Below are 16191 nucleotides of genomic sequence, written 5' to 3'. Positions count from 1 at the left end.
TGGGCAATAGGTGTCAGAACGTGTCCTTCCAGCCTCTCAAGGCCGCGAAATAGGTATCCTCCGGCGCATCTGCCGCCACCCCGCGCTCCTCTTGCAAACGCAGACGTACGCTGCTTTCGGCGGTACGCAGGAAGGGATTGATGCGGCGTTCGCGGCCCAGGCTGGAGGGCAGGGTGGGACGCTGGGCCTCCCGCAGCTGCTGCGTCGCGGTCAGGGCCTGCTGCACCGCGGGGTTTTCCGGTTCTACCGCCTGGGCGAAGCGCAGGTTGCTGAGGGTGTATTCGTGGCCGCAGTAGATTTCGGTGGCGTCCGGCAGGCTGGCCAGGCGTTGCAGGGAGGTCAGCATCTGGCTGGGCGTACCTTCGAAGAGCCGGCCGCAGCCGGCCGAGAAGAGGGTATCGCCGCTGAACAGCAGGGGTCGCTCACCCGCGACATGGAAGGCGATGTGGCCGGCGGTATGGCCGGGCACCCGCAGGACCTCGAAGGGAACGCCCAGCACCTCCAGGCGCTGGCCGTCCGCCAGGGGGAGGTCGACCGCGGCGATGCGTTCGTCAGCCGGCGCACTGACCCGGGCGCCGCTGCGCTGCTTGAGCGCAGTGATGCCACCGGTGTGGTCGTTATGGTGGTGGGTGATCAGGATATCGGTCAGGCGCCAGTCCGGATTGGCATCGAGCCAGGCCAGGACGGGGGCGGCATCGCCCGGATCGACCACGACCGCCTGTCTTGTCGCGGCGTCCTTGATCAGCCAGATGTAGTTATCGTTGAAAGCGGGCAGCGGAAGAATGTCGAACATGGACGAGCTCTCTGGTCGGACTGCAGGCCCCTAGGGTAGCAGTGGGTGGTAGGGCTAAGGCTTCAATATGAGAGGACCAGACGATGCACGATGAATTCTCCGCCCAGGTCGATCCGCGCTGGCTGAGGCTGATGAGCTCGGCGCGGGATTGGCTGGCCGGTCCACTGGGCCAACTGCTGCTGGAGCAGGAGCGCGTGCTGATCGACGAAGAGCTCAAGCGTCACTTCGGCAGTTACCTGATCCATTACGGTCCGCACCCCGAGGCGCCGGCCAATTGCGGTCAGCTCCGCCATGCGGTGCGCATAGGGCCGCCGCTGGGTGATGTGGACATTGTCTGCGAAGAGGGTGCCTGGCCCCTGGGCGAGCACGCGGCCGACGTTGTCCTGTTGCAGCACGGTCTGGATTTCTCCCTGGCGCCGCATCGGCTGTTGCGTGAAGCGGCACTGAGCGTGCGCCCGGGCGGGCACCTGGTGGTGGTGGGCATCAATCCCTGGAGTCTCTGGGGCGTGCGCCATTACCTGGCTCGGGATGCCCTGCGCAAGGCCCGTTGTTTCGGCCCCAGCCGGGTCGGCGACTGGCTGTCGGTGCTGGGCTTCGCGCTGGAGAAACGGCGCTTCGGGTGTTATCGTCCGCCGCTTTCATCCCCCAAGTGGCAGCAGCGGCTGGCCTGGATGGAGCAGGGTGAAGCCGAACCCAACTGCGAGCAGGCAGCGGGCGCGGGCTTCTATCTGCTGTCGGCGCGCAAGCTGATGTTCGGCCTGCGCCCCGTGCCCCAGGCGCGCAAGGAACCGCGCGGCAAGCTGGTGCCCATGCCGGTGGCCAAGATCAGCCGCCGCGAATCGAGTGAATCCAATGAGTGACGACATCGTCGAGGTCTTTACCGACGGCGCCTGCAAGGGCAATCCCGGCCCCGGTGGCTGGGGCGCCTTGCTGAAGTTCAAGGGTGCGGAGCGAGAGCTCTGGGGCGGCGAAGCCAACACCACCAACAATCGCATGGAGTTGATGGCGGCCATCCAGGCCCTGGCGGCGCTCAAGCGCCCCTGCCAGATCCGCCTGACCACCGACTCCGAGTACGTGATGAAGGGCATCACCCAGTGGCTGGTGAACTGGAAGAAGCGGGGCTGGCAGACCGCCGCGCGCCAGCCGGTGAAGAACGCCGAGTTGTGGCAGGCCCTGGACGAACAGGTTCAGCGCCACCAGGTCGAGTGGCGCTGGGTGCGCGGCCACACCGGCCACCCCGAGAACGAGCGAGCCGACCAGTTGGCCAACCGCGGTGTCGACGACGTCCGGCAGGCCAAGCAGGCCGCCAAGGCGTAACCAGGCAAGAGGTTAGCGATGAGATACGTAGTTCTGGATACCGAAACCACCGGCATGCCGGTGACCGATGGCCATAGGGTCATCGAGATCGGCGGGGTCGAGGTCGTCGGCCGGCGCCTGACCGGGCGGCATTTCCATGTCTACCTCAACCCGGATCGGCAGATCGACGAGGGCGCCATCGCGGTCCACGGCATCACCGATGATTACGTCGCCGACAAGCCGCGCTTCGCCGAGATCGCCGACAGCTTCTTCGAGTTCATCGAAGGTGCCGAGCTGGTCATCCACAACGCGCCCTTCGACGTGGGCTTCATCAACATGGAGTTCGCCCGGCTGGGTGTCCATCCCGAGCGCGCCGACATCTCCCAGCACTGCTCGGTGCTCGACACCCTGGTCATGGCCCGCGGCCGGCATCCCGGCCAGCGCAACAGCCTGGATGCCCTCTGCAAGCGCTATGGCGTAGACAACTCCAACCGCGAGCTGCATGGCGCCCTGCTGGACGCCGAGATCCTCGCGGACGTCTACCTGGCCATGACCGGTGGCCAGACCAGCCTGTCGCTGGCCGCCCACGGCCAGGAAGGCAATGGTGACGGCAATTACGTCATGCCGATCAGGCGGTTGCCGGCCGATCGCCCGCGGACACGGGTGATCAGCGCGACCAGCACCGATCTCGATGCCCATGCGGCGCGCATGGCGGCCATCGAAAAGAGCTGCGGCCGGACCCCCCTTTGGCTGGCCGGCGCCGACGCCGAATAGCGCCTTTCAGCGCTCGCCGGACGCCCGCTCGGTCCGGGAGCGGGCGTTCGCGTTCGTCTGAATAAGCTGAAAGACCTCACAATTTTCAGCTATTGTTCAACTAAGATGCTGCAGGCTGGTCATTTGAGCCCGCATGAAGCCTCGAATTTCGAATTGCGCGGAACTTTATTTGTTCCTCAAAATCATATGACGATTCGGAATTATCGCTTCGCTGTTGTGGATTTACAGGTCTAGCGTTCCAGAGCAAGGTTCTTTGGCGTGGCGAGTAGTCCCATACCCGTCCGCCTGGAATGATTAGTGTGACCCGGTCAGGAAGACGCAGGTACCTAGGCTCCAGTTGGAATAGCAAGCCTTTTTTCCCGTTTTAAAATGGCGTTGGCGAGGTTGTAATGGCGCAGGAGGCGTAAGGCACCATGGTGACCGGAGCAAGAGCTTTGAGCTTGGTCCGCGAACAGCTGTTCGCGACCATCGAGGAAGCTGAATCCCATCTCGAGCGATTCATTGTCGAACGGCACTGCAGCAGCCTGTTGCAGCGCGCGGTCGAGAGCATCGGCCAGATTCGTGGCGCCCTCACGCTGATAGAGCTGACTGGCGCCCAGTTGCTCGCCCATCAGACGCTGCAGATCGCCAACGACATTCCTGCCGGCGCCGGTGCCGAACATGACGAGCATCTCATGGCGATCTGTCGTGGACTGCATGTGCTGCGCCGCTATCTCGAACAGCTTCGTAGCGGTCAGGACGAGATGCCCGAGCTGCTGCTGCCGGCGATCAACGCCCTGCGACTCGCTGGCGGCGAACCCGAACTCCCGGAAAGTTATTTCTTCAGTGTCCGCCTCGATCAGCGTCCCCTGATCAGCGAGACCACCAGTCTTGGCGTGCGTGAGCGTCAGGCCCAGGCGCGCCGGATGCGTCAGATGTACCAGGTCGGCCTGCTGGGTTTCCTGCGCGACGTCAATGGCGTGGCCAGCCTCAGGCTCATGGCCAGGGCGCTGGAGCGCTCCGCGGCGCTGCTGCACGATCATGTCGGCGGCTACCTGCCCTGGGTCGCCGCGGCCACGGTCGAGGGCTTCGCTCAGGGCCGCCTGACGGCCACCCGTGAACGCAAACAATTGTTCGCCCGGGTCGATCGCGAACTGCGCCAGATGCTGGGCAACGAGCTGCACGAGCCGGCCCGCAGCACCCTCAAGGAGCTGCTCTATCTGCTGGCGCTGGCCGGTGTCGAAGGCGCCCATCCGCAAGAGGTCATGAACGCCTACGGCTTCGAGCGACTCGGCTTTACCGATGCCCAGCTCGAAGCCGGCAAGAAGCGGCTCGCCGGTCCCGGTCATGCGGTGATGCATTCGCTGTCCGCGGCGATCCGCGAAGAGGTGGAGACGGTCAAGGACCTGATCGACCTCATCGAGGCCGAGTTGCGCACCGGCGCCGAGCAGAATCGCCTGCCTCGCTCCGATAATTTCTCCCGGCTGTATGTCCAGGTCGGCCTGCTGGGCAAGACCCTGGAGATGGTCGGGCAGGAGAACGCCGGTCAGGTGCTGCAGCAGTGCCTGCCCAATATCTCCCAGTTCCGCGACCGGACGGTCGTGCTGGAGGACCTGGCGCCCCTGGCCGATGCTCTGTTGCTGGTGGAAAGCCTGCTGGGCCAGCCCGAAGGGCAGGGCTCGCTGATCGACGTGCCGCTGGAAGCCGAGGGTGTCCAGGTCAGCGTCGCCAACTATCAGCTGGGCGAGGCCCAGGCGTTGCTGCACCGGGAGGCCTACAAGGGCCTGACCGACGCCAAGCGCGCCATTGGCGCCTTTCTCGATTCCCGTGGCGATACCCTGCACCTGGCCACCGTGCCGGCGCTGCTGGATACCGTCCGCGGTGCCTTGTTCTTCCTGGGTAATCCCCGCGCGGCCGAGCTGGTGCGGGCCTGTACCGGTTACATCCAGCGCTGCCTGATCGAAGGTGGTCAGGCCTGCGAGTCGGCGACCCTCGAAGTGCTGGCGGATGCCCTCAGCAGCATCGAGTTCTTTGTCGAAAGCGGTGGCACCGAGAGCCAGGACGGCACCCCGGAGATTCTCGATATCGCGGCGCAGAGCATTCGCGCCCTGGGCTGGACCTCGGCTGCGGCATGAGTGTCTGGCAGCCTGGCTGGTTCCAGGCCGCCCAGCCCTCCGGTGGCTGGCTGGTCGTCCACAGCGGCCAGGCGTTTCTGACCTCGGGCACCGAGGTGCTCTTCGCCCTGGATGATCCGCGCGTCCAGGGCTTCGAAGGGGAGCGCCATGGGATGGGGCAGTGGCAGGCGCAGCCGGTCACGCTGCTCGAACTGGATACGCCTGAGGATATCGATGGCTGCCTCTGGCAGCCCTTGCGGCCGTTGATGCTGCAATCGCCCCATGCGCTGTTCAAGTTGCTGGGCTATGCCAACCAGATCGGAACCTGGGCGCGGCAGCATCGCTTCTGCGGCCAGTGCGGTACCCGGACCTTCGCGCTCGATGGCCAGCGCGGCCTCAAGTGCCCGAATTGCCAGCTCACCCAGTACCCACGGCTGTCGCCCAGCATGATCGCCCTGGTCACCCGTGGCGATGAGGTGTTGCTGGCGCGATCGCCCCGTTTCGCGCCCGGCGTCTTCAGCACCCTGGCGGGCTTCGTCGAGCCGGGCGAGTCGGCGGAAGCTTGCGTGCACCGGGAGATCATGGAAGAGGTGGGCGTTGCGGTCACCAACCTGCGCTACCAGGGCAGCCAGAACTGGCCGTATCCGCATTCCCTGATGCTGGGTTACCACGTCGATTATCTGAGTGGCGACATCTGTTGCCAGCCGGAGGAAATCGAAGACGCCCGCTGGTTCCATCTGCGCGAGTTGCCGACGCTGCCGCCGGCCTTTTCCATCTCGCGCTTTCTGATCGATCGCTATCGCGTCGAGCGGCTAGGCGGCGCTGAACCAGTGCTGCCAGATTAGCTTGACGGTCAAGGCCAGCACGACGCAGATGAACACCGGGCGGATGAACTTGGCGCCGCCGGCGATGGCGCTGCGCGCGCCCAGATAGGCACCCAGGGTCAGTGACAGGCCCATGGTCAGCCCCAGTACCCAGAGCACCTGCCCCAGGGCGATGAACATCACCAGGGCGACGCCGTTGCTGACGAAATTCATGGTGCGGGCCACGCCACTGGCCTTGAGCAGGTCCAGCGGGTAGAGCAGCAGGCTGCTGACGGTCCAGAAGGCGCCGGTGCCCGGTCCGAAGAGGCCGTCATAGGCGCCCAACGTCAGGCCCTGGGGCCATTGGCGCCGCTGCGGCACGGGCGCATCGCTGAGCACCGGCGCCTTGGGCGTACCGCCGAACAGCAGATAGAGGGCACAGCTGAACACCACGACCGGCAGCAGCTGATTGAGGAAGTCCGCGGAAAGATGGTGGGCGACCAGGGCGCCGATCCCCGCACCGATGGCGGTAGCCACCAGGGCATGCCGCCACTGACGGGGATGGAACAGCTTGCGTCTATAGAAGGTGTAGGCGGCGGTGGCGCTGCCAAAGGTGGAGCTGAGCTTGTTGGTGCCGATCGCCAGGTGGGGCGGCACGCCGGCCATCAGCAGGGCCGGCACCGTGAGCAGGCCACCACCGCCGGCGATGGCGTCGATGTAGCCGGCCAGAAAGGCGACCCCCGCCAGCAGCGTCAGGGTCATGGGGTCCAGGGCGAATTCGAGCATGGGGTAGGGCGCCAGATGGAACGGGGGCGCCATCATGCATCAGACGCGCAGCCGTCACCACCTGTCGCCGCCCCTGGTCAGTCCAGTGCGGGGAAGGGCAGTCCGACGTAGTTTTCCGCGATGGTCGTGCGACCCGCTCTGGAATCGAGCAGCGCCTGGAGTTCGGCGTCCTGCACCCGCTGGGTGAAGGCGTCGGTATCCGGAAAGCGGTGCAGGGCGGTGGTCATCCACCAGGAAAAGCGCACCGCCGCCCAGATGCGTTTCAGGCAAAGCGTCGAATAGCGTTCGAGGCAGGCGGCATCGCCGGTGCGATAGGCCTGCTCCAGCAGCAGATGCAGATTGCGCACGTCGCCCAGGGCCAGGTTGAGCCCCTTGGCGCCAGTGGGCGGGACGATATGGGCGGCATCGCCGACCAGGAACAGGCGGCCGTACTGCATGGGCTCGACCACATAGCTGCGCAGTGGGGCGATGCTCTTTTCCAGGGACGGACCGGTCACCAGCTGGGCCGCCGTCTCGGCTGGCAAGCGGGCCTTGAGTTCCGCCCAGAAGCGCTCGTCCGGCCAGTTCTCCACCGAGTCCCCGGCTGCCACCTGCAGGTAATAGCGGCTGCGAGTCGCCGATCTCATGCTGCACAGGGCGAAGCCGCGGGGGTGGTTGACGTAGATGAGTTCATCGGCGGCGGGCGGGGTATCGCTCAGCAGTCCCAGCCAGCCGAAGGGATAGACCCGCTCGTATTCGGTGAGCACACCGTCCGGGATGCTGCGGCGCGAGACGCCATGGAAGCCGTCGCAGCCGGCGATGTAATCGCAGTCGATGCGCAGGGTCTCACCGGCAACCTGGCAGGTGACATGGGGGCGCTCGCCCTTGAGCTCATGGGGCTGGACATCGCTGGCCTGGTAGAGGGTAGGGGCGCCGCTGGCCTCGCGGGCGGCCATCAGGTCGCGGGTGACCTCGGTCTGGCCATAGACAGTGACGCAGCGTCCGCCCAGCAGATCGTTCAGGTCCAGCCGCTCGCGCTGGCCATGGATGGCGAACTCGACCCCCTCGTGTACCTGGCCTTCCTGTTCCAGCCGCTCGGCGACGCCGGCCTTGTGCAGCAGATCGACCGTGCCCTGTTCGAGCACGCCGGCGCGGATGCGGCTGAGGACATGATCGGCGCTCTGGCGCTCGACGATGACATTGTCGATGCCCGAACGGGTGAGCAGTTGACCCAGCAGCAGCCCGGATGGGCCCGCGCCGATGATGACGACTTGGGTACGCATGGAGTCTGTCCTCTTGTCTGGCGTGATCGCCGTCTTGTTATAGGGCTCCGGTATTTTTGGACGATTTTGGCTGGTATCGGCAGGGACCTTTCCGATACTTTCTGGTACTTTTCAATGATTCGTGCGGCTATCGCCCAGGGACTGACGATGACCAACGCCTTTCCACCCATCTTCAAGCTGTATGGCGAGGCTCAGGCCTGGCCGGCACCGGATCTGCTGCATTGCGAGACCATCGAGAGTCGCAGTCGGCTGCATGCCTGGCATATCGACACCCATCGCCACGCGGATCTCGCGCAACTGCTCTATGTGCGCACCGGTGGGGTGCGCCTGCAGCTGGAAGACTGGCAGGGGGAAAGGCGCGGACCGCTGCTGGTGGTGCTGCCGGTGCTGTGCGTCCATGCCTTCGACTTCGATCCGGCGGTCGAAGGCTTCGTCATTACCCTGCCGGTACCCCAGGTGGAGCGGCTGAAGCAGCGCTGCCAGCGAGCCGGTCAGGGATTGTTCCTGGGGGCCGAGTGCCTGGACCTGGCAGCGCCCGATGCCCTCTGGATCGATCAGTTGATCGGCCAACTGGTCGCTGAATACGAAGGGCACAAGCCGGGTCGCGAGATAGTGCTCGAGGCCCTGCTCGACAGCCTGGCGATCTGGCTGCTGCGGCAACATCGCCATGAGCAGGGCACGGCCTTGCCGCGGCGTGCCGAACAGCACCTGGGACGTTTCCTGGCGCTGGTCGAGCAGCATTATCGCGAGCACTGGAGTCTGGGTCGCTACGCGACGGCGCTCGGTATTTCAGGGGTACACCTGAACGGTCTGTGTCGGCAGCTGGCCGGTGCCTCGGCGCTAGCCATCGTGCACCAGCGGCTGCTGCTGGAGGCACGCCGCACCCTGAGCTACACCCAGGCGTCGGTGGGCGAGATCGCCGATGCCCTCGGCTTCGCTGATCCGGCCTACTTCGCGCGCTTCTTTCGCCGCGGCACCGGCCAGAGCCCGCTCAGTTATCGGCGTCTGGCGGGCCAGCAACGGCAGGGCTGACGGCTGCCAGGGTTTCGCCGACCCGCGCAGCCAGGGCGTCGAGGTTGAAGGGCTTGGTGATCAGCGTCATGCCGGGGTCGAGATAGCCGTCCAGATGCGCCCCTTCGGCATAGCCAGTGGCGAACAGTACCCTGAGGCCGGGCCGGCGCTGCCGCGCGATCTCGGCCAGCTGGCGACCGTTCATGCCCGGTAGCCCGACGTCGGACAGCAGCAGATCGATGGGACGTCCGCTTTCCAGCAATGGCAGGGCGCCACGGGCGTCTTCGGCCTGCAGGGTGGCATAGCCCAGCTCCCGCAGCAGATCCACCACCATCTGCCGGACCACGGGTTCGTCCTCCACCACCAGCACGGTCTTGCCCGCGCCCTGGGGCGTGACGGTGGGCGACGTCAGCCGCGGCGGCTCGACATCGGCGCCCAGGTAGCGGGGCAGATAGAGGCCGACGGTCGTACCCTTGCCGGGCAGGGAGTCGAGTCGGACATGGCCCTTGGACTGCTTGGCGTAGCCGTAGATCATCGACAGCCCCAGGCCGGTCCCCTGCCCGATGGGCTTGGTGGTGAAGAAGGGGTCGAAGGCGCGGGCCATGACCTCGGGCGGCATCCCGGTACCATCGTCCACTACCAGCAGCGCCACATAGTCGCCGGCACTCACGGCGTCCAGGCCGTTGCCGCTGTCGGTCAGATAGACATTGCGGGTCTCGATGCGGATGGTGCCACCATGGGGCAGGGCATCGCGGGCATTGATGACCAGGTTGAGCAGGGCGCTCTCCAGCTGGTGGGCATCGGTCAGTGCCTGCCAGACATCCTTGTCGAGGTCGAGGACCAGCGCGATGTCGCCGCGCAGACTGCGCAGCAGCAGCTCCTCCATGGAGCGCACACTGTCGTTGACATGGATGGGCTGCAGATCCAGCGCCTGGCGCCGGGAAAAGGCCAGCAGACGCTGGGTGAGGGCGGCCGCGCGCTGGGCCGAGGTCAGCGCCGAATGCAGATACTGGTCGAACTTGTCCTGCCGGCCGGCCTTCTGTTGCCGCTGCAGCATGTCGAGGCTGCCCATGATGCCGGTCAGCAGGTTGTTGAAGTCATGGGCGATACCCCCGGTCAGCTGACCCACAGCTTCCATCTTCTGCGCCTGGCGCAGCTGTTCCTGCAGCTCCTGCTGCTCGGTGACGTCACGCCCCACGGCGTAGATGAGATCGTCCTCGGCGCTGGCGGTCCAGTCGAGGATGCGATAGCTGCCATCGCGGGCACGCACCCGCGCCCTGAGATTCGCCGAGCCCTGCTGGCGGCCCAGGCAGCGTAGCGTATCGAAGACCTGGCGCTGATCGTCCGGATGGATCAATTCGGTGAGCTGGACGGTCGCCAGGTCGGTTTCGCGTCGTCCCAGCAGGCGAGTGGCGGCGCTGTTCACCGTCTTCACCTCGCCGTCGGCGCGGCAGATCACCATGAGATCATGGCTGATACGCCACATCCGATCCCGCTCGCGGGTGCGCAGCTCGATCTGCTGTTCCAGTTCCTGGCGCGAGCGGGTGAGCACTTCCCGGGCGTCGACAATGCTCTGGATGTCGGTGCAGGTGCCGAACCACTGCTCGATGCGCCCCTTGGCGTCACGCACCGGCTGCGCTCGACCGAGCACCCAGCGATAACGGCCCGAACGATGTCGCAGGCGGTATTCGATATGGTAGGGCTCACCGGTGCTGAGGCTGTGGTGCCAGACCTTCCAGGTGCGCTCCTGGTCGTCGGGATGGAAGACGTTGGCCCAGCCTTCGCCCTCCGTGGAGCCTTCCGGCACCCCGGTGAATTCGTACCAGCGATCGTTGAAATAGAAGTGGTGGCCATCGGGGCGGGTGGCCCAGACCATCTGGTCGATGGAGTTGATGATGGCGCGCAGCTGCGCCTCGTTACGGGCCAGCTCCTGGGCCTGGCGCCGGTGACCACTGATGTCGATGAAGAGTACCGCGAAGCGATCGCCCGGCAGCTTGTGGGCGCGCACCTCGTACCAGTGTTCGTGCTGCAGGTGCAGCAGGATGTCGAACTGGGTGAATTCGGCATCGCCGTTCATGAAGTCGATATAGGCGGGCAGCAGATCGGCTTCCAGCTGCGGCAGGGATTCGCGCAGCGTCCGCCCCAGGACCTGATCCAGGGGGATGCCGGTCAGGGTGGCGAAGACCGGATTGACCTCAAGGAAACGGAAGTCCTCCATCCGGCCACTGGCATCGCGGATCGCCTGGGCCATGTAGAAGCCTTCGCGCATGCCGTGATACAGCTCCTGCAGCCAGAGATCGCGCTCGGTGATGGCGGCTTCGTTGAGCTTGCGCTCGGTGATGTCGTAGCACACGCCCAGGTAGCGGCCATTGCCCTGGCTGGTCATCAGCTGGCCGCGGCGACCGAGCCAGCGCTCCTCGCCGGTGTCGGCCCGGCGGATGCGGTATTCGAGATAGTCGAGGGCGTCGTCGTCCGGCGCGGCAGTCAGGGTTCGCAGGCTGGCGACATCGTCGGGATGCAGCTGGCGGACCAGCTCATCGAGGGAATAGCTGCGGCTGACCGGTAATCCCCACAGCTCGCAGAACCCCGAGGACACCAGCAAGCGGGCCTCTCCGGGCAGCAATTCGAAGGTGCCGACGCGACCGACGTCCTGGGCCAGGCGTACTCGCTCCTCGGCCATCAGCTGTTCGGTGCGGTCCTGCAGCACATGCACGAAGCCGAGTACGGTATCGGCGTCCTTCAGGGCCGTGGTGGCGATCTCCACCCAGCGCGGCGTACCGCCCTCTACCGTGATCCAGCCGGCGCCCTGGCCATGTTCATCGACCAGCGCCTGATGCTGAGCCGTGGTCAGGAACGAGATATCCCGATCGGGCGCCAGCAGGTCAGCGAAGCGCTGACCGCGGGCTTCGTTGGCTGGCCAGCCACACAGCAGTTCGGCGCCCCGATTCCAGCGCTCGATGCACCCGTGGTGGTCGGTGATGACCAGGGCGTGGGACGTCAACTGCAGAAGCGCCTGCTGTTCGAGCAGCGAGATCGACATGCGTAGATTCCATTCAGCGAGCGGGCGTGTGGCTAGCGATTCCTAGGCTTCGATACCCTCGCTCAGCTGGACGTTCAAACTGCGCAGGGCATTCCAGTACTCAGGATAGGTCTTGCCGACGCATTCGGGGTCCAGAATGCGGATGCCTGCCACTTTCAGGCCCGCCAGGGCGAAGCACATGGCGATCCGGTGGTCGGCGTGGGTCTCGATCACGGCATCGGTCCGGGTACCGGCCAGGGCCGGGTCCGCAGCCACCAGCAGGTCGTCACCCTCGACGCGGGCAAGGCCGGTGCGAATGGCGTTGAGGCCGTCGTGCAGCGCCGCGACCCGGTCGCACTCCTTGACCCGCAGGTTGGCCAGGCCGACGAAGCGCACCGGCGTCTCGTTGAACGCGGCAAGAACGGCGAGGGTAGGGATGGCATCCTGCATCTGCGAGCCGTCGATGACCGCCGGCAGCCGCGGGAAGGCCGCGATATGGTCGCGGGCCTTGGCATCGGGCTGGGTGAAGGCGTCGTCGGCCACACCCAGATCGATGGCGCCGCCGGTCAATGCCTGGGCCGCCCAGAGATAGGTGGCGGCGGAGGCGTCCGGCTCGATGAAGTAGTCCCGGGCGACATAGCCGGTCGGGGCGACGCGCCAGGTGGCGGCGTCCAGCTGCTCGACCTGGGCCCCGAAGGCGCGCATCGCCTCGACGGTCAGGTCGACATAACCACGGGCGCCGATGTCGCTGCCGCGCAGGGCGACGTCCACCGGTTCGCTGCCCAGCGCGGCCAGCATCAGCAGGGCGGAGACGTACTGGCTGGAGAGACCGGCATCCACCTCGAAGCGGCGGGCGGTGAGGCGGCCCTGGCCGGTGACGGTCACCGGCGGGCAGCCGCTAGGGGCGTCCACCTGGATACCATTGGCCCTCAGGGTTTCCAGCAGGGGACCGATGGGGCGCTTTTGCATATAGGCGTCACCGGTCAGGGTCACGGCGCCCGCGACGGTCGCCACCGCCGCGGTGAGGAAGCGTACCGCCGTGCCGGCGTTGCCGAGGAACAGTGGCTGGGCCGGCTGCTGTAGATGACCGGAGCTGGTCACCACGAAGGTGGTGGCATCGGGCTCGTCGACGGTGACACCCATCTGCCGCAGGGCCTCGGACATGTGCCGGGTGTCATCGCTCTTGAGGGCGCCGGTCAGGCGACTGGTGCCCTTGGCCAGCGCGGCCAGGAGCAGTGCCCGATTGGTGATGGACTTGGAACCGGGCGGGGCGATCCGTCCGTGCAGCGCGACGTTGGGCGGGGTGACGGTGATAAAGGGTCTGGCGGACATGGAGGCTCCAAGCAACTTCGCGACGGCCGTGACGGCGGTTCGTAACAGGGGCGCCATGATGCCATTTCGGGGAGCCAGGCCAAAGCGCCTGTTGGTTAATACCACCCCTATAAGGCAAAAACAGTTTATCTGATACCTCTGATGTCATGAACAAGTAATCAAGGCGGGGTAGTGCTAGCGGTTTTCCAGTAGAGGCCTATGCCATGTCCCTTCTTCGTCCTGATCGTCGTCGTGTCCTGCAAGGCCTGGGTGCTTCGCTTCTGTTACCGGCCCTGGGGCAAAGGACCTGGGCCGCGCCGGCCGGACGTCCAGCAATACCCGACGGTATCCAGGCGGGAGATGTCACTGACGGCAGCGCATTGATCTGGAGTCGCACGGACCGCCCCGCCCGGTTGCTGGTGGAGTGGGATACCCAGGAGAGCTTTCGCTCACCGCGCAAGGTGGCCGGTGCCGTCACCACGGCCGCGCAGGACTATACGGCGCGTATCGACCTCGCCGGATTGCCGGCCGATCAGCACATCTTCTACCGCGTTCGCTTCGAGGACGTGGACAGTGGTGCCCTCAGCGAAGCTGTCGCCGGTCACCTGCGCTCGGCGCCGAGTCAGCGTGGCGATATCCGTTTCGTCTGGGGCGGCGACACCGTGGGGCAGGGCTTTGGCATCAATCCCGATATCGGCGGCATGCGCATCTACAACGCCATGCGCGAGCGGCGACCGGACTTCTTCCTGCACAGTGGCGACACCATCTATGCGGACGGGCCGGTGCCAGCGCAAATGACGGTGGAAGAAGGGCGCATCTGGCGCAATATCACCACCGAGGCCAAGAGCAAGGTGGCGGAAACCCTGGACGAATTCCGCGGCAACTATCGCTACAACCTGATGGACGACCATCTGAAGCGCTTCAACGCCGAAGTCCCGCAGATATGGCAGTGGGACGACCACGAGACCACCAATAACTGGTCGCCGAGCAAGACGCTGGACGAGCGCTACCAGGTCAAGGACATCGCTGTCCTGAGTGGTCGGGCGCGCCAGGCCTTCCTGGAGTACGCACCCATGCGCGGCGTCTCGGCAGACGGGGCAGGGCGCATCTACCGCCGCATCGCCTACGGCCCCTTGCTGGATGTCTTCGTGCTGGACATGCGCAGCTATCGCGCCGGCAATGACAACAACCTGGGGGACGAGGAGGGCGGTCAGGGTGCCTTCCTCGGTCAGGAGCAACTCGACTGGCTGAAGAAGGAGCTGCAGGCGTCCAGGGCGACCTGGAAGGTTATCGCGGCCGATATGCCCATCGGGCTGCAGGTCCCGGATGGCAAGGACGCGCAAGGGCAGGCCCGCTGGGAGGCCATCGCCAATGGCGATCCGGGCGCCCCCAAGGGGCGGGAGCTGGAAACGGCCGATCTGCTGAGCTTCATCGCAAGGCAGGGGATTCGCAATACCGTCTGGCTTACCGCTGATGTGCACTACTGCGCCGCGCATAACTATCACCCGGACAGGGCAGCGTTCCAGGATTTCGAACCCTTCTGGGAATTCGTGGCAGGCCCGCTCAATGCAGGCAGCTTCGGGCCCAATCCACTGGATGCCACCTTTGGTCCCGAGGTGGTTTTCCAGAAGGCACCGCCCCAGGCCAACACCTCGCCGCTGAGTAATTTCCAATTCTTCGGCGAAGTCGAGATCGACGGGAAGACCGCCGAGCTGCAGGTCACCCTGAGAGATCAGGACGGCCGACCGCAGTTCAGCCAGAAGTTGCAGTCGGTCTAGGTTAATACCACCCCTACACAGAGGCTGCTACTAAGATATCCTTCTGTAAGGTAATCAATAAGAAGGGTGAAGTTCGTGCAAATGCTACAATCTGGTAGATATCAGGCTGGAGTTGGCTATGCACGAAGACATCAAGAACGCGTTCGAAGAGCTGAAGCGGAGCATCGCAACCTTCAATGAGCGCTGGCCCAGCAAGGTGATAGCCGCCCGGGTCTGGCGGCTGCCTTTGCTGGCGCAACAGCGGGTGCCGGACCACATTGCCGCGGAGTTCTTCGAGGGCAGCGCTGCGGTGAAGCTTACCCGCGATGCCTTGCTGGCCTTCCACCTGCAGCCCGGCCAGGCGCCGGGTACGGTCAGCCGCCTGCCAGGCTATATCGCCCTGACCGAACCCCTGATGGAGGAGGTCTTGGCCATCAACACCTGCAAGGCGGCCTTCAGCGCGGCCATCGAACAGACGCGCCTGGAGCTGGAGCTGGCGCCCGAGGCGCGGCCGCGCATAATGCGCAAGGCCCTGGGCGGCGCCTTCAATACCAAGCAGCTGATCCGCAAGGTGCATGGCTTTCCCGATCCGGTCCGGCAGCTGACCTTTACCTGGGCCGGCCATACCGCCGGAGGAGAGCGGGTCAAGGTGTCCAAGGTACGCGAGCAACTCAAGACCCTCGCCATGGCCCGCGCCGATCGGGAGCGGACCGCCCTGGATCGCACGCCGGAATGGCAGGAGCATCAGGCACTCAATCGCATGGCGGACGACGACATCCTGGTCCGGCACAAGAAGATCGCCCCGCATCCACGGGCGATGCTCTGGTTCGGCGAGGAAAGTCGCTATGACGCCATGATCCACGCCAACCTGCCGGTCTTCGTGGTGCCGGCCCAGGACGGCATGCAGGTCGTCGACCTGCGCGATTTCGACCGTACCCAGCGCGGGGCGCTGCGACCCGACATCAAGCCGCGTCGCGAGGTGCTGGCCACACGGCTGCTGTACCTGCCTACCGACAATCCCGAACGACCTGCCGCCCAGCGCAACAATGAGGCGACACTCAAGCGTTCGACCTACAGCCGCTGAGCGCCGCTGACGTTACCGAGCGGGTGGATGTCGTAACCAGATCCTTCACCGCCGAGTGAAAAGGTAACGAAATCCTCCGCAACAGTCGTCCCAATGTCAGGCTAGAATCAATAAAATCTATCTATTTCAACGACTTATGAATGTTGGCACGGCGAGTGCTTTATTACTGACACAAGAACAACAAGATGCGCCGCTAACCGCC

Annotated in this window: 14 protein-coding genes; 8 read left to right on the top strand and 6 right to left on the bottom strand. The window is 65.3% G+C overall.

Going from position 1 to position 16191, the window contains the following annotated elements:
- Positions 1-13: 13 nt before the first annotated feature.
- On the bottom strand, positions 14-793 hold the full coding sequence (gene gloB, locus OMP44_RS08825) for a hydroxyacylglutathione hydrolase (protein WP_273861535.1): 780 nt from the start codon (positions 791-793) through the stop codon (positions 14-16).
- Between the two features lie 83 nt (positions 794-876).
- Here gloB and OMP44_RS08820 point away from each other — a divergent pair, with 83 nt between their 5' ends.
- The 3 genes from OMP44_RS08820 to dnaQ are packed head-to-tail and all read left to right on the top strand — an operon-like array spanning position 877 to position 2863.
- Entirely contained in the window at positions 877-1653 is a 777-nt protein-coding gene (locus OMP44_RS08820; protein WP_133861674.1) for a methyltransferase domain-containing protein, read from the top strand.
- Positions 1646-2110 (top strand): ribonuclease HI, encoded by a 465-nt coding sequence (rnhA, locus tag OMP44_RS08815; RefSeq protein ID WP_133861675.1) that lies wholly within the window; start codon positions 1646-1648, stop codon positions 2108-2110. The genes OMP44_RS08820 and rnhA overlap by 8 nt, the downstream gene beginning before the upstream one ends.
- An 18-nt stretch (positions 2111-2128) precedes the next feature.
- The gene (gene dnaQ / locus OMP44_RS08810) at positions 2129-2863 is read left to right on the top strand and encodes a DNA polymerase III subunit epsilon (RefSeq protein ID WP_273861536.1); all 735 of its coding nucleotides are present in this window, start codon (positions 2129-2131) and stop codon (positions 2861-2863) included.
- Positions 2864-3189: 326 nt separating this feature from the next.
- On the opposite strand, the gene OMP44_RS08805 is transcribed toward dnaQ, so the two are convergent.
- Positions 3190-3534 (bottom strand): hypothetical protein, encoded by a 345-nt coding sequence (locus OMP44_RS08805; RefSeq protein WP_273861537.1) that lies wholly within the window; start codon positions 3532-3534, stop codon positions 3190-3192.
- Between the two features lie 3 nt (positions 3535-3537).
- On the opposite strand from OMP44_RS08805, the gene OMP44_RS08800 reads away from it, so the two are divergent.
- Positions 3538-4977, top strand: coding sequence for a FimL-related protein (locus OMP44_RS08800; RefSeq protein ID WP_273861538.1), 1440 nt, complete (start codon positions 3538-3540; stop codon positions 4975-4977).
- Positions 4974-5801: an NAD(+) diphosphatase gene (gene nudC, locus OMP44_RS08795; protein WP_280307399.1), complete on the top strand. Its 828-nt coding sequence runs from the start codon at positions 4974-4976 to the stop codon at positions 5799-5801. The genes OMP44_RS08800 and nudC overlap by 4 nt, the downstream gene beginning before the upstream one ends.
- Here nudC and OMP44_RS08790 read toward each other — a convergent pair.
- Together OMP44_RS08790 and pobA are read right to left on the bottom strand one after the other, a co-directional pair.
- Entirely contained in the window at positions 5769-6545 is a 777-nt protein-coding gene (locus tag OMP44_RS08790; protein WP_017640224.1) for a TSUP family transporter, read from the bottom strand. The two genes, nudC and OMP44_RS08790, sit on opposite strands and share 33 nt — an antisense overlap.
- A 77-nt stretch (positions 6546-6622) precedes the next feature.
- Complete coding sequence (gene pobA / locus OMP44_RS08785; protein WP_280307398.1) at positions 6623-7807, bottom strand: 4-hydroxybenzoate 3-monooxygenase; 1185 nt, start codon at positions 7805-7807, stop codon at positions 6623-6625.
- Positions 7808-7921: 114 nt separating this feature from the next.
- Here pobA and OMP44_RS08780 point away from each other — a divergent pair, with 114 nt between their 5' ends.
- A complete protein-coding gene (locus tag OMP44_RS08780) occupies positions 7922-8839 on the top strand; it encodes a helix-turn-helix domain-containing protein (RefSeq protein WP_252977122.1) in 918 nt (305 codons plus the stop codon).
- On the opposite strand, the gene OMP44_RS08775 is transcribed toward OMP44_RS08780, so the two are convergent.
- Together OMP44_RS08775 and OMP44_RS08770 are read right to left on the bottom strand one after the other, a co-directional pair.
- Positions 8799-11858 (bottom strand): hybrid sensor histidine kinase/response regulator, encoded by a 3060-nt coding sequence (locus OMP44_RS08775; protein ID WP_273861541.1) that lies wholly within the window; start codon positions 11856-11858, stop codon positions 8799-8801. The genes OMP44_RS08780 and OMP44_RS08775 overlap by 41 nt on opposite strands.
- A 42-nt stretch (positions 11859-11900) precedes the next feature.
- Positions 11901-13169 carry a 3-phosphoshikimate 1-carboxyvinyltransferase gene (locus OMP44_RS08770; RefSeq protein WP_280307397.1) on the bottom strand — a complete coding sequence of 423 codons (1269 nt, stop codon included), beginning with the start codon at positions 13167-13169 and terminating at the stop codon, positions 11901-11903.
- 203 nt (positions 13170-13372) lie between these two features.
- Between OMP44_RS08770 and OMP44_RS08765 the strand changes: the two genes are divergently transcribed.
- Both OMP44_RS08765 and OMP44_RS08760 read left to right on the top strand, forming a co-directional pair.
- Positions 13373-14926 carry an alkaline phosphatase D family protein gene (locus OMP44_RS08765; protein ID WP_280307396.1) on the top strand — a complete coding sequence of 518 codons (1554 nt, stop codon included), beginning with the start codon at positions 13373-13375 and terminating at the stop codon, positions 14924-14926.
- Between the two features lie 118 nt (positions 14927-15044).
- On the top strand, positions 15045-15989 hold the full coding sequence (locus OMP44_RS08760) for a DNA replication terminus site-binding protein (RefSeq protein ID WP_280307394.1): 945 nt from the start codon (positions 15045-15047) through the stop codon (positions 15987-15989).
- Positions 15990-16191: the final 202 nt, after the last annotated feature.

This window comes from Pseudomonas flavocrustae, from assembly GCF_029872515.1.
Classification (GTDB): domain Bacteria; phylum Pseudomonadota; class Gammaproteobacteria; order Pseudomonadales; family Pseudomonadaceae; genus Chryseomonas; species Chryseomonas aestiva.
This window is presented reverse-complemented; position numbering and strand designations above follow the sequence as displayed.

Coding starts and splice junctions, on each gene's coding strand:
- OMP44_RS08770 (WP_280307397.1), bottom strand. CDS start 13,169: ATGTCCGCCAGACCCTTTATCACCGTCACCCCGCCCAACGTCGCGCTG.
- rnhA (WP_133861675.1), top strand. CDS start 1,646: ATGAGTGACGACATCGTCGAGGTCTTTACCGACGGCGCCTGCAAGGGC.
- OMP44_RS08790 (WP_017640224.1), bottom strand. CDS start 6,545: ATGCTCGAATTCGCCCTGGACCCCATGACCCTGACGCTGCTGGCGGGG.
- nudC (WP_280307399.1), top strand. CDS start 4,974: ATGAGTGTCTGGCAGCCTGGCTGGTTCCAGGCCGCCCAGCCCTCCGGT.
- OMP44_RS08765 (WP_280307396.1), top strand. CDS start 13,373: ATGTCCCTTCTTCGTCCTGATCGTCGTCGTGTCCTGCAAGGCCTGGGT.
- OMP44_RS08820 (WP_133861674.1), top strand. CDS start 877: ATGCACGATGAATTCTCCGCCCAGGTCGATCCGCGCTGGCTGAGGCTG.
- OMP44_RS08760 (WP_280307394.1), top strand. CDS start 15,045: ATGCACGAAGACATCAAGAACGCGTTCGAAGAGCTGAAGCGGAGCATC.
- OMP44_RS08780 (WP_252977122.1), top strand. CDS start 7,922: ATGATTCGTGCGGCTATCGCCCAGGGACTGACGATGACCAACGCCTTT.
- pobA (WP_280307398.1), bottom strand. CDS start 7,807: ATGCGTACCCAAGTCGTCATCATCGGCGCGGGCCCATCCGGGCTGCTG.
- OMP44_RS08775 (WP_273861541.1), bottom strand. CDS start 11,858: ATGTCGATCTCGCTGCTCGAACAGCAGGCGCTTCTGCAGTTGACGTCC.
- OMP44_RS08805 (WP_273861537.1), bottom strand. CDS start 3,534: ATGCTCGTCATGTTCGGCACCGGCGCCGGCAGGAATGTCGTTGGCGAT.
- dnaQ (WP_273861536.1), top strand. CDS start 2,129: ATGAGATACGTAGTTCTGGATACCGAAACCACCGGCATGCCGGTGACC.
- OMP44_RS08800 (WP_273861538.1), top strand. CDS start 3,538: ATGGCGATCTGTCGTGGACTGCATGTGCTGCGCCGCTATCTCGAACAG.
- gloB (WP_273861535.1), bottom strand. CDS start 793: ATGTTCGACATTCTTCCGCTGCCCGCTTTCAACGATAACTACATCTGG.